General features: G+C 67.9%; 12 protein-coding genes. 5 read left to right on the top strand and 7 right to left on the bottom strand.

Annotated elements, in window-relative coordinates; translation table 11 throughout:
- Positions 1–201: 201 nt before the first annotated feature.
- The gene (locus ACLBW1_RS09305; RefSeq protein ID WP_447811549.1) at positions 202–705 is read right to left on the bottom strand and encodes a GrpB family protein; all 504 of its coding nucleotides are present in this window, start codon (positions 703–705) and stop codon (positions 202–204) included.
- A gap of 118 nt (positions 706–823) precedes the next feature.
- Here ACLBW1_RS09305 and ACLBW1_RS09310 point away from each other — a divergent pair, with 118 nt between their 5' ends.
- Complete coding sequence (locus ACLBW1_RS09310) at positions 824–2,476, top strand: DNA repair helicase XPB (protein ID WP_447811550.1); 1,653 nt, start codon at positions 824–826, stop codon at positions 2,474–2,476.
- Positions 2,477–2,495: 19 nt separating this feature from the next.
- Here the strand turns inward: ACLBW1_RS09310 and ACLBW1_RS09315 are convergent, their stop codons facing one another.
- Positions 2,496–3,107, bottom strand: coding sequence for an LppU/SCO3897 family protein (locus ACLBW1_RS09315; protein WP_447811551.1), 612 nt, complete (start codon positions 3,105–3,107; stop codon positions 2,496–2,498).
- A 13-nt stretch (positions 3,108–3,120) separates the two neighbouring features.
- The gene (locus ACLBW1_RS09320; protein ID WP_447811552.1) at positions 3,121–3,903 is read right to left on the bottom strand and encodes an LppU/SCO3897 family protein; all 783 of its coding nucleotides are present in this window, start codon (positions 3,901–3,903) and stop codon (positions 3,121–3,123) included.
- Between the two features lie 101 nt (positions 3,904–4,004).
- Here ACLBW1_RS09320 and ACLBW1_RS09325 point away from each other — a divergent pair, with 101 nt between their 5' ends.
- Positions 4,005–5,165 (top strand): pyridoxal phosphate-dependent aminotransferase, encoded by a 1,161-nt coding sequence (locus tag ACLBW1_RS09325; RefSeq protein WP_447811553.1) that lies wholly within the window; start codon positions 4,005–4,007, stop codon positions 5,163–5,165.
- Between the two features lie 47 nt (positions 5,166–5,212).
- A complete protein-coding gene (locus tag ACLBW1_RS09330) occupies positions 5,213–5,845 on the top strand; it encodes an alpha-ketoglutarate-dependent dioxygenase AlkB (RefSeq protein WP_447811554.1) in 633 nt (210 codons plus the stop codon).
- A 4-nt stretch (positions 5,846–5,849) separates the two neighbouring features.
- Here the strand turns inward: ACLBW1_RS09330 and ACLBW1_RS09335 are convergent, their stop codons facing one another.
- From ACLBW1_RS09335 to ACLBW1_RS09345, 3 genes are all read right to left on the bottom strand, one after another.
- Positions 5,850–7,328 carry a DUF222 domain-containing protein gene (locus tag ACLBW1_RS09335; protein WP_447811555.1) on the bottom strand — a complete coding sequence of 493 codons (1,479 nt, stop codon included), beginning with the start codon at positions 7,326–7,328 and terminating at the stop codon, positions 5,850–5,852.
- 279 nt (positions 7,329–7,607) lie between these two features.
- Positions 7,608–8,306 (bottom strand): LppU/SCO3897 family protein, encoded by a 699-nt coding sequence (locus tag ACLBW1_RS09340; RefSeq protein WP_447811556.1) that lies wholly within the window; start codon positions 8,304–8,306, stop codon positions 7,608–7,610.
- Between the two features lie 104 nt (positions 8,307–8,410).
- On the bottom strand, positions 8,411–9,283 hold the full coding sequence (locus ACLBW1_RS09345; RefSeq protein WP_447811557.1) for an oxidoreductase: 873 nt from the start codon (positions 9,281–9,283) through the stop codon (positions 8,411–8,413).
- Between the two features lie 77 nt (positions 9,284–9,360).
- Between ACLBW1_RS09345 and ACLBW1_RS09350 the strand changes: the two genes are divergently transcribed.
- Complete coding sequence (locus ACLBW1_RS09350; RefSeq protein ID WP_447811558.1) at positions 9,361–10,350, top strand: threo-3-hydroxy-L-aspartate ammonia-lyase; 990 nt, start codon at positions 9,361–9,363, stop codon at positions 10,348–10,350.
- 12 nt (positions 10,351–10,362) lie between these two features.
- Here the strand turns inward: ACLBW1_RS09350 and ACLBW1_RS09355 are convergent, their stop codons facing one another.
- On the bottom strand, positions 10,363–12,150 hold the full coding sequence (locus tag ACLBW1_RS09355; protein WP_447811559.1) for an adenylate/guanylate cyclase domain-containing protein: 1,788 nt from the start codon (positions 12,148–12,150) through the stop codon (positions 10,363–10,365).
- A gap of 130 nt (positions 12,151–12,280) precedes the next feature.
- Between ACLBW1_RS09355 and ACLBW1_RS09360 the strand changes: the two genes are divergently transcribed.
- The gene (locus ACLBW1_RS09360) at positions 12,281–12,862 is read left to right on the top strand and encodes a TetR/AcrR family transcriptional regulator (RefSeq protein ID WP_447811560.1); all 582 of its coding nucleotides are present in this window, start codon (positions 12,281–12,283) and stop codon (positions 12,860–12,862) included.
- Positions 12,863–12,867: the final 5 nt, after the last annotated feature.

Here is a 12,867-nt window from a genome sequence, read left to right on the forward strand (position 1 = left end):
TGCACCGATAGGTCCGGGCGTGTGGAGATTCCACGCGCCGACCCCGAGCGGTGCATTTTGTGTACAGAAAGCGAGTTCAGCACCGTCGCGGGGAGTTCGAACTCTTCGTTCCACTGAACGCGACGCTCTGGAGCTGGACATTGTCCGTGCGCCGGTGGCGTCAGCCGTGCTACTGGCCTACGGGGCCTCAGACAGGAGGACCTACTTGTCGTTGATGTCCACGACGGGAAGTCCGCGAGCCGTTCTGGCACGGTTCATGATCTCTTGCACGGTCGATGTCTTCGCTGCGTTGTAGTTCTGCTCCGCGGCGGCCTGGATCTTTGCCTGGGCATACAGCTCCGCGTCAGCAGGATGAGACCGGAGCCAATCCCTGAACACCCGCTGATGAGCGGTAGGCCAGGCGCCGGGTCGGAAGAAGTGCGCAATCCGTTCCCTCACTCCGTTGACCTCGAACAAGAGAACTTCGTGGGACGTCACCCCGCTGCGCACTCGCCATCCGTGCGTCTCCAACCGCGCGAGATACCTGTCCAGTTCGTTCTCGGTCGACAAGCACACGGCCAGATCGATGATCGGCTTGGCCATCATTCCCGGGATCGCGGTCGAACCGATGTGCTCGATGAGCCGCTGAGGGTTGCCGTGCTGGCGAAGGTGAGCGGCGGCACTCGCAAAGGATGACTGCCAGGTGGGGTCGTACGGCGACAACACGGAGAAACCGTACCGGGTCCGATCTGCGATGAGCTGACGCCTGTCGTCAGTCCGACGGGTGGTGGGGCCCGGTCACCCGGCCAGAACACGCCCGCCGAAAACCGTGGACAATGGATCGGTGACCGAAGGCCCTTTGATCGTCCAGTCCGACAAGACCCTGCTCCTCGAGGTCGACCACCCCGATGCGCCCGCCGCGCGTGGCGCCATCGCGCCGTTCGCCGAGCTCGAACGTGCCCCCGAGCACGTGCACACCTACCGCATCACCCCGCTCGCGCTGTGGAACGCGCGTGCTGCGGGCCACGACGCCGAGCAGGTGGTCGACGCGCTGGTCAGCTTCTCCCGCTACGCGGTGCCGCAGCCGTTGCTGATGGACATCGTCGACACGATGGGCCGCTTCGGTCGGCTGCAGCTGGTGAAGAGCCCCGTCCACGGCCTGACCCTGGTCAGCCTCGATCGGGCGGTGCTCGAAGAGGTGATGCGACACAAGAAGATCGCCCCGATGCTCGGCGCGCGTCTCGACGACGACACCATCGTGGTGCACCCGTCCGAGCGCGGCCACATCAAGCAGTTGCTGCTCAAGATCGGTTGGCCCGCGGAGGATCTCGCCGGATATGTCGACGGCGAGGCCCATCCCATCGAACTCGCCGAAACCGATTGGGAGCTCCGCGATTACCAGCAGATGGCGGCCGACTCGTTCTGGGCCGGTGGCTCGGGCGTCGTCGTGCTGCCGTGTGGCGCGGGCAAGACGATGGTCGGTGCCGCGGCGATGGCCAAGGCCGGCGCCACCACCCTGATCCTGGTGACGAACACCGTCGCGGGTCGACAGTGGAAGCGCGAGCTGATCGCCCGCACCTCGCTGACCGAGGAGGAGATCGGCGAGTACTCCGGCGAGCGCAAGGAGATCCGTCCGGTCACCATCGCGACCTATCAGGTGATGACCCGTCGCTCGAAGGGCGAGTACCGCAACCTCGAGCTGTTCGACTCCCGCGACTGGGGACTCATCATCTACGACGAGGTGCACCTGCTGCCCGCACCGGTGTTCCGGATGACCGCCGACCTGCAGTCACGACGTCGCCTCGGACTCACCGCGACGCTGGTGCGTGAGGACGGCCGCGAGGGCGATGTGTTCAGCCTCATCGGCCCGAAACGCTATGACGCACCGTGGAAGGACATCGAGGCGCAAGGCTGGATCGCGCCCGCCGACTGCATCGAGGTCCGCGTCACGCTCACCGACGAGGAGCGACTGCAGTACGCCGTGGCCGAGCCCGAGGAGAAGTACAAGCTCTGTTCGACCGCGCACACCAAGGTCAACGTGGTGAAGTCGATCCTCGCGCGCCACGAGGGGTCGCCGACGCTGATCATCGGGGCCTACATCGATCAGCTCGAAGAGCTCGGTGCGGCGCTCGACGCCCCGGTGATCCAGGGGTCGACGAAGAACAAGGACCGCGAGATCCTGTTCGATCAGTTCCGTCGCGGCGAGGTCTCGACGCTGGTGGTGAGCAAGGTCGCCAACTTCTCCATCGACCTGCCCGAAGCGTCTGTCGCCGTGCAGGTCTCGGGCACCTTCGGGTCACGTCAGGAAGAGGCGCAGCGCCTCGGCCGGCTGCTGCGCCCGAAGAAGGACGGGGGTCAGGCCCACTTCTACTCGGTGGTCTCCCGCGACACCCTCGACGCCGACTACGCCGCGCACCGCCAGCGTTTCCTGGCCGAGCAGGGGTACGCCTACCGCATCACCGACGCCGACGACCTGCTCGGGCCGGCGATCGGCTGAGCCGCCGCACCGCGTCGGTTCAGGTGGGTGTGCCCGAGGGCGGCGCCAGGCAGTAACCGACGGGACGCGGGAGCGCGAAGCCGACCGCCCGACTACCCGAGGGACACTGCGGCGTCATGTCACCTGCGGTGCGACGGGCGACCTGCACGATCGTGTTCGATCCACGGGCGATCGCGGTGCACGCGCGGTCGACGAACGCCGACCGTGAGCCGATCTCGTAGCACCGCCCCTCGCGCAGATTCGGTGACAGGCACAGCGATCCGTCGCCGGAGAGCGACACCTGGTCGTAGGCCGGACCCGCGCATCGCGACCGCGACAGGTCCGACCTGCTCGCGACGTAGTACGTGACCGCGTCGCGACCGCAGCTGGCCCGCCGGACGGTCACCTCGTCGTCGTCGGTGTTCTTCACCGAGACGCAGTCACCGACGGCGACGTCGTCGGTGGAGTCGACACGGTTGTGGATGTTCGTGAACGCGAACACCGCGACGGCGATCACGAGTCCGAGGATGACCACGAGGGCGAGCCAGAGGATCGGCGGCACCGCGCGTCGTCGCGCCGACGGCAGCGGCGGGTATCCCCCGTAGGGAGAGGGCGGGCCGAGGGGTGGCGGCCCGAAGCCGGGGTGGGTCACGGACGAGATCCTGTCATCGCGGGGTCAGCAGGGTGGCGCAGTAGGTGAGCGGTTTCGGACGGGTGAACTGCAGCGGCGTCCCCGCGGTGCACACGTTCACCGACGCGGACTCGACCCGGTCGACCACCTTGACGGCGAGGTTTCCGGCCTCCGGTGCGGCTGCAGCACAGTCGATCTCGGCGAAATCGACGATCGAGCCGTTCGCGGTGGGGAACACGTAACACTTGCCGGTCCGGAGATTCGGCACGAGACACAGTTTGCCGCGATCGTCCTGGGTCAGCTGGGCGTCGAGGGGGTCGCCGCAGACGCTGAATGCACTGTCGGTCTTCTGGGCGACGATGAAGTTGAACGACTGCTCATCGCATGAGGCCTTCTTCGGTGTCGCATCGTTCTTCTCGCCGGTCACGGTGATGCAACTGCCCACCGACACGTCGTCGATGCGGGTGATGGTGTCGCGGTTCAGCACGGCGAAGGCCACCACGATCGCGCCGATCAGCGCGATGATCACCCCGGCCGCGAGCAGAACCCACTTCAGTCGGGAACGACGTGGCGGCGGGGTGCCGTACGGGCTCATCCCGTACCCCATCGCTGCCGCCGGCACCCCGGGACCGTACGGGCCGGGACCCGCCGGGAACGGGGCCTGCTGTCCCGGTGGCGGGTAATACGGCACCTGCGGCGGCGGGTTCGGGGAACCGGGCGGCGGGTAGTAGGGCGGCGGCGGGACGGCTGATCCCGAAGACGGGGCGCCGTCGGCGGGGGCCCACCCGGGCGGCGGCGAGTCCTCGGGACCGGTCATCGCACTCCCTCCGCTTCCTCGTCTGCGGGCCGAACTGGGCCTGTGACCGAGACTACTGCCAACGACGAACGCCCCGCCGGGGGTGTGACAGCCTGGATCCCATGACCACCGTTGCCCGCCTGGCGCCGTTCGCGACCACCATCTTCGCCGAGATGTCGCAGCTCGCCGCCGAACACGACGCCATCAACCTCGGTCAGGGTTTCCCCGACACCGACGGTCCGCAGTCCATGCTCGACGCCGCGTGTGCCGCCATCGCCGACGGCCAGAACCAGTACCCGCCCGGCCCGGGTGTCGCGGTGCTGCGGCACGCGGTCGCCGATCATCAGTCCCGTTGTGTGGGAATCGATTACGATCCCGACACCGAGGTCCTCATCACCGTCGGCGCCACCGAGGCGATCGCCGCGGCGGTTGTCGGATTGGTGGAGCCCGGCCATGAGGTGGTGCTCATCGAGCCGTTCTACGACGCCTACGCCGCGGCGACCGCGATGGCCGGTGCGTTCCGGTCCACCGTGCCGCTCGTCGCCGACGGCGACGGGTTCGTCCTGGACCGCGACGCACTCGCGACGACCATCACCGACAACACCGCGATGGTCATCGTCAACAGTCCCCACAACCCCACCGGTACGGTCCTCTCCGACGACGATCTCGCGGCGATCGCCGACGCCTGCATCCGCCACGACGTGATCGTGGTGAGCGACGAGGTCTACGAGCACCTCGTCTTCGACGGCCGCTCGCACGCGACGATCGCGGCGTTGCCCGGGATGGCCGAGCGCACGTTGCGGGTGTCGAGCGCGGCCAAGACGTTCAACGTGACCGGGTGGAAGGTCGGCTGGGTGTCCGGCCCCGCCCGTCTCGTCGCCGCGGTGCGCACGGCCAAGCAGTTCATGTCGTATGTCGGCAGCGGCCCCTTCCAACCGGCGGTCGCGCACGCGCTGAACCACGAGATGGACTGGGTCGATGCGTCGCGTGCGGCGCTCGAGCGCAAGCGCGACCTGCTGTCGGGGGCGCTTCGCGACGTGGGTTTCGACGTCCACCGCACCGAGGGGACGTTCTTCGTCTGCGCCGATCCACGCCCCCTCGGATACACCGACGGCGAGCAGTTGTGTCGGGACCTGCCGGCGCGGATCGGTGTCGCCGCGGTGCCGGTCAGCGCTTTCGTCGACCGGAGGGAGAACTGGTCGCACCTGGTCCGGTTCGCGTTCGCCAAGCGTGACGAGGTCCTGATCGAGGGGGCCGAGCGCCTCCGCGCGCTACGGCGGTGACCTGCGAACCCCTCGCACACGTGTTCGATCACAGCTAGACTCGAGCGATGAGTGCGGCCGGGCTACAGGGTTCCCTGTTCGACGAGGCAACCGACGAGCCGACATGCTCCGCCCTCGCACCGATCATCGTGCGGCGCACCCTCACCGACGGCGCGTGGGTCGATGTCGCACCGGGATGGATTGCCGGCGCCGCGCAGCTCCATGAGCGTCTCACCGACGATGTGCCGTGGCGGGCCGAGCGGCGCGCCATGTACGACCGTGTCGTGGACGTGCCCCGGCTCCTCTGCCAGTACGGCGAGGGTGTCGCGCTCCCCCATCCCCTTCTCGCGACGATGCGCGACACGCTGTCGGCGCACTACCGACCCGAACTCCCCGAGGGCTTCGCGACCGCAGGCCTGTGCCTCTATCGCGACGGATCCGACAGTGTCGCCTGGCACGGCGACACCATCGGACGTGGGAGCACCGAGGACACGATGGTGGCGATCGTGTCGCTCGGCGCGCCCCGTCCGCTGATGCTGCGTCCACGCGGAGGCGGCGCATCTCTCAAGTTCGTTGTCGCGCAGGGCGACCTGCTCGTCATGGGTGGCAGCTGCCAGCGCACCTGGGAACACGCGGTACCCAAGGTCACCGGAGTCGGACCGAGGATCAGCATCCAGTTCAGGCCCACCGGGTTGTGGTGACGCGCTAGGCAGCCGGGTTCAGGTGCATCCGCGGCCAGGTGATGTCGACGGCGCGCTGCACCAGGTGTGTCGATTCATCGCATGATTCGTCTCCACCCTCGGCCAGGTGGCGTTCGAGGAGTCCGTCGATCCGATGAAGGTGGTTGGCTCTCGCCGTGCCTGGTGGGTCGGTGTTGTGACGCCAACCGTAGCGACCTTTGTCAGGGCCGTCGGCGATCTTCTCGGTGACCCACTGGTGAGGTTCGATCCCGACGGCCCGGTTGTGGGCTCCGCAGGCGGGGGCCATGTGCGGGGAGTCGGTGAGCCCGCCATCGGCCCAGTCGGCCTCGGCGTGGTGCATCTCAGTGTAGGCGAACGGGACACCGCAGTCGTCTTTGCTGCAACCGCGGTATTGCGCGAACGCCATCAACCTCTGCGACTGGGACGCCAACCGGCGTGAGCGCCCGAGGAACAGCGGCTCGTTGGTGATGTCGCTGAACACCGCGAGGTGCGTCTGGGCGTCGGCGGCCAGTTTGATCACGTCGGTCATCGGTAGATCGCTGCCGGTGGCGGTTCGTGCGACGCCTGCGTGCTCGCGGAGTTGGGCGTCGGTGATCGAGACGATGATCTGCGGCGGTAACCCGCGATGCGAGCCGCCGAGCAGGCCTCCGTTCACGGCAGCAGCAAGTATGGATTTGAGCGCGTCATGGTTCCGCTGGGACTGCGATCGGCAGTCCCGATCCGCCGCGTCGCGCAGCACGGCAGGGTCGACGTCATTGCCGTCGCCCGCGGGTGACTGCTCGTCGTCGGGATTGTTCATCCCCGGTGCCGCCCATTTCGCAAGCACCACATCGAAGAGGGCGCGGGTGACCGGATCCAGTGTGGCGGTGAGTTTCGACATGAGCTGCGAGTCCTGGCAACCCAGCGACAGTTTCCGGTTCCGGGCTCGATCACGATCATCGGTGAGGGTCCCGTCGGGATCGAGGTGCGCCAGCATCCGCACACCGGCCGCGGCGATCTCCCTCGGGGTCAGCGTCGTTGCGAACTCGGCGAGGGTCTGCTCCGCGAACGCGCGGTGCTCGGGCTCGACCGCGGTAGGGATCTTGGCCATCACATCCAGGACGGCGTGGACGTGGTCGGGGCCGATCGAACCCGCGGCGAGCTCTCGTGCGGTGTTCGGGCACACCGGTGAGAGCTTCTCGCCGGTCATGGCGTGCATCGGTTCGAGCGCCTGCACTTCTTTGAGCCGCTTCTTCGGTTGCGTCACGCGCACTGTCGTCCGCAGGAACTCGGTCAGGTTCACACACCCCACGGCGCGGTGGGCGTCACGGTCCGAGACCTCGAGGATCCGGCGGTTGCCGGCGGCTTCCAGCTGGCGGGTGATGCGCTCACGGCGGATGGCGAGATCCGCGACCTCCTCCTCGGTGCACGAGGTGGAGTCCGCCGAAAGAATCCTGTCCACAATCTGTTCCAGGGCAGCGTAATCCGCTTTGATAGCGTTCATCGGCCTGCCCCCTCCCCAGGTGGATCTGTACATCTATGCTAGCACGGATGTTCGAGGGTTGGGCGATTGATTTCAGTGAATAGTGTTGAAAGCTGGTGTATTTCGCTTATCTGGTTGCGTTCTACTGCCGCTGACGGTGCGGAAGCCGGTCGCCGAGTGTGCGTCGTTTCGTCGTCGGCTCACGTTGTGTGGTGAGCACACTCGACGGCCGTTTCCACACAGTCAGCACCACCGGCCGGCTTTCCACACAGTCAGCACCACCGGCACAGTCAGCGGTGGCTAGCCTGTCGCGTTGTTGATGGCCAGGCAGTAGCCGAGGGGCTTGGGTTTCTCGAAGGTGACGGGAATGCCGTCGGCACAATCGATCTCGGTGCCGTCTTCACGGTTCTTCACCGTCACCACCTGGGCGCCACCCTCGGCCGGCGCCGCGCCACACTCGACTTCGGTGAAGTCGGTGATCGATCCACCCGGCCCGGCGAGCTGATAGCACTTGTCGACCTGCATGTTCGGGACCAGGCACAACTTGCCCTTGTCCTTCTGCGTCAGCTGGGAGTACTGCTCATTGGCGCAGTTCGCGCCGCCGTCGAGTTTCTCGGCGACGACGAAGTTGAAGGTGTCACCGGCACAGTTCACCGTCTTGGGGGTGGCGTCGGTGCTGCTGCCGCTCACGGTGATGCAGTCGCCGGCCTTGGCGTCGTTGATGTCGGTGATGGTGTCCTTGGAGGCGACGACCCCGATGATCACGACGACCACGAGAAGCAGCACCACGACACCGCCGATGATGCCGAACAACTTCTTTCGCGACTTCTTCGGCGGTTCGCCGTAGGGCCCAGCACCGTAGGGCGCGGCCCCGTACGGCGGCGGTGCAGACCCTGGCGGTGACCCGGCCGGCGGATAGGTCGGCGGATACGTCGGGGGCTCACCCGCGGGACTCGGCGGTGACGACTGCTCCGGCTTCGGTTCATCAGGGCTGGTCACGACAGGTCTCCGATCAACGCGGGTGCTGATCGGTGACAAGGTACAGCGCTGACCCCGCGAAAGCGACTGTTACCGACGGGAGCGAACGGGTCAACCCCGCGCGATCACAGATCGAACGAGACGCCCGTCAGCTTCTCCGATGCGACCCACAACGACTGGGCGACACTCTCGTTGCGCGCCTTGGGCAGCGGCTTGGTGAGCGTGGGTGCACCCCGCAGCCCACCGAGACCACGCGGACCGTAGAACGCACCCGACGCCGCCTCGGGCGAGGTCGCCGCGTACAGCTCGGGAAGTGCGCCGTCGGCGGCCGACTGCGCGACGAGGTTGCTCAGCTTCATGAACCGGTCGTAGAACGACTCGGTGTGCGACTGCAGGTTGGTGCTGGCGTAACCGGGATGGGCGCACATCGACGACACCGACGAACCCGATCGGCCCAGCTTGCGCGCCAGCTCGAACGCGAACATCAGGTTCGCGAGTTTCGACTGACCGTAGGCCGACCACCGTTCGTACCGGCGGTGGTCGTAGTTGAGATCATCGAGATCGATCTTGCCGATCGCGTGGGCGAACGACGACACGGTGACGACCCGATCGGTGATCTTCGGCAGCAGCAGGCCGGTCAGCGCGAAATGACCGAGATGGTTTGTGCCGAACTGCATCTCGAAACCGTCGGCGGTGCGCGACTTCGGGACGGCCATCACGCCGGCGTTGTTGATCAGCACATCGAGGTGATCGACGCCCGCGGCGAACGCCCGCACCGACGACAGGTCGGCGAGATCGAGCGCGGCCACCGAGGCGTTGGGGCCGATCTCCGCGGCCACCGGTTCGGCCTTCGACACCGTGCGGCAGGCCAGGATCACCGTCGCCCCCGCGGCGCCGAGAGCCTTGGCCGCCTGGGCGCCGAGGCCGCTGTTGGCGCCGGTGATGACCACCGTGCGGCCGGTCTGATCCGGGATGTCGTTCGTCGACCATGTGCTCACGGCGCCGATGCTACCCGCGCCCACCCGCGCCGATGTTCTCCAGAGCGCGACCCGGTCGCGTGGGTAGGGTCGCGCTCATGGCCGACCCCGTGACCCCGGACCCGGTGACCCCGGAGCCGTTGACGTTCGCCGATGTCGAGGACGCCGCGTCCACGCTCGCCGGTGTCGCCCACCGCACGCCGGTCATCACCTCGACGGCGATCGACGACGCCGCCGGTGCACACCTGTTCTGCAAGTGCGAGAACCTGCAACGGATGGGGGCCTTCAAGTTTCGCGGTGCCTACACCGCCGTCGCCCGGCTCGACCCGGAGGTGCGGCGGCGCGGTGTCGTGACGTTCTCCTCGGGCAATCACGCCCAGGCGCTGTCGCTGGCCGCCCGACTGCACGGCATCGATGCGACCATCGTGATGCCGCACGACGCACCCGCACCGAAGGTGGCCGCGACGCAGGGATACGGCGGCACCCTCGTGCGCTACGACCGCTACACCGAGGACCGCGCGGCGATCGCGGCCGACATCGCCGAGCGGACCGGGGCGACGGTTATCCCGCCGTATGACCACCCCGACGTGATCGCCGGGCAGGGCACCGCAGCGCTCGAACTGCTCACCGACGTCACCGATCTCGACGTGCTGCTGGTGCCCCTCGGCGGGGGCGGGCTGCTGAGCGGCTCGCTGTTGGCCGCGGGTGGGCTCGCCTCGCACACCCGCGTCTACGGGGTGGAACCGGCGGCCGGCGACGACGGGCTGCGCTCACTGCGGTCGGGGTCGATCGTGACGATCGACCCGCCGCGCACCATCGCCGACGGGGCGCAGACCACCCACCTCGGCGAGCACACGTTCGGCGTCATCGCCGAGCGGGTCATCGACATCCTCACCGTCGACGACACCGCGCTGATCGCGGCGATGCACCTGGTGGCGACCCGCGCGAAGCTCGTCATCGAACCGACCGCCGCACTGGGTGTGGCCGCGGCACTCGACGACCGACACGGCTTCACAGGCTTGCGTGTCGGGGTCATCCTCTCCGGCGGCAACGTGGATCTGGCGCGCCTGGCGTCCCCGACACCCTGAACCCCGGCAGGGTCAGCGACGGCCGCGCAGGATCGACAGCGGCCTGCGGATGAGGCCGTCGACGAGATCGGTGATCGGGGACTCCCCGTCGGGCAGGAGGTCGATCGGCGCGAAGAGTTCGGTCGCCGCGCCTCGGCCGCGCAGGGTGATCGACCCCATCGACACCCACTCCCACATCTCGTCGTGGGCCACGATCTCGGAGCCGGCGTCGGTGTCGTCGGCATCGCTGTCGGTGGCGGGCGCGTCGCCCAGCAGGTCCGCGACGGCCGCGCCGCCGGCGAGCACGTTCGACTTCGCACTCTTGGCGACCTCGGCGAGGCGGGCGCACTCGTTCACCGGATCACCGATCACCGTGTACTCGTAGCGGGTCTCCGCGCCGATGTTGCCCGCGAACACACGGCCCGCCGACACCCCGATACCCACCCGCAGCGGGTGCAGGGCCTCGAGTTCCGCGCCGAGTTCACGGGCGGCGCGCAGTGCCGCGGCCGACGGGTCGTCCATGGCGTTGGGTGCGCCGAACACCGCGAGCGCGGCGTCACCCTCGAACTTGTTGATGAAGCCGTGGTGGCGTTCGACGACCTCGGCGACGATGGTGAAGAAGCGGTTGAGCATCTCCGCGACGACCGTGGGATCGGCCGACTCGGCGAAACGGGTGGATCCCTCGATGTCGACGAACAGCACGCCGACGTCGGTGTTCACGCCGTGCATGCCGACATCGTGTGACAACGCCTGTGCTGCGACCTCACTGCCGACGTGGCGGGCGAACAGGTCGCGCAGCCGCTCGCGTTCGGTGAGGCCGTCGACCATCTCGTTGAAGCCGTGCTGCAGCACCCCGAGCTCCGAGGAGTCGTAGACGTCGACCCTGGTGTCGTATCCGCCCTCTCCCACGCGGTCGACGGCGCGGCGCAGGCCACGCAGGGGGTCGGTGATCGACTTCGACACCAGCGCGATCGCGCGGGCGCCACTGAGCAGACAGATGGCCGACAGCACGACCGTGGGCACGTCGAGGGCGGTGTGACTCGGAGGTACCCACCCGATCGCGCGGCCGATGTTCATCATCAACATGCCGACCAGCGGCACGCCGCTGCACACCACCCAGAGCACGATCATGCGTTCGCGCACACCCAGCATCGGCCGGCGCGGCGGTGCGTCGCGCATCGCGGCGGCGACCATGGGACGGCCGGCGCGCTCGAGCACCATGTAGGTGACACAGCCCGACGACGCCCCGGCGAGCGCGAAGGCGCAGCTGACGATGAGCATCTGGATCGGTGACGCGTCGGCGCTGACCACCGCGTAGGTGGCGACACCGGCGGCCCAGCCCATGGCGGTCGCGACGACGCCGTGCATCGGCATCCGCTGCACCGAGCGCCGGCGGTGGGCGTCGGCGGGTTCGCCGCTGGTGAACCATGCGGTCTGGGGGCGGACCATCGAGACACCGGCGATGAGGTCGACGACCACCCCGACGACGAGTGCGAGGGCGACCGCGACGATCGACGTCCCGTCCTCGGAGATCATCGACAGATCGCCGCCGCTGGTGACCAGCGCGACGAGCACGACGGTCTCGATACCGACCGCCACGTTGGCGACCACGATGCCGAGCACCGCGATGGTCATCAGACGCCGCGCGACGGTCCGACGTTCGGCCGGATCGATCGATTCCCAGTCGCGACCGGCGAACGGGTACTCGCCCGCGACCGACCGCACCAGGCCGAAACCGGGGAGTCGGGAGGGGTTGAGGAGACGCTCCCGGGCACTGCGGCCACCGAGCCTGCGCACACGCGCTGTCGCACGTCCTGTCATGCCGGTCACCACCCTCCCGGTGTTGTCATGGGTGACACGGGGACCGGCCGAGAATGTGACCGCTTCCTAACGCAACACCTTTTGCGGAAAATATACATAACGCAACACCCATTGCGATAGGCTCGCCGACGTGTCAGCGCCCCAGAAGACCCATCGTCGCGGTAAAGCGGTCGTCGACGGGGTCCTCAATGCTGCGGTGAACGAGCTGCTCAACACCGGTTTCGACGGTGTGACGATCGCGTCGGTGGCCGAGGCTGCAGGCGTACATGTGACATCGGTCTACCGGCGCTGGAAAACCAAGGACCAGCTCATCACCGATGCGCTGCTCAACCACATCGACATCGGTTCGGTGACCGTCCCCGACACCGGCCACCTCCGCAGCGACCTCCTCGAACTCACGATCGGGCTGCGCGATTCACTCTCGTCGCCGCAGAGCAAGGCCCTGCTCCGGCTGGCTACGATGTCCCTCGACTCCGGGCGGCTCGACGAGGCCCGGCAAAGGCTCGTCGACGACCGCATGGCCACCGTCGGCGTCATCCTCGAGCGCGCGGTCGCCCGCGGCGAGATCACCGACACCGTCGATCACCGCCTGGCGCTGGAATCGCTCTACGCACCGATCTACGCCCGCCTGCTGCTGACACACCAACAGGTCGACGAGGCCTATCTGACCGGCCTCGTCGACCTGGTGGTGAACGGCATCGCGCCCCGCTGATCGAT

Source organism: Williamsia sp. M5A3_1d (assembly GCF_053345315.1).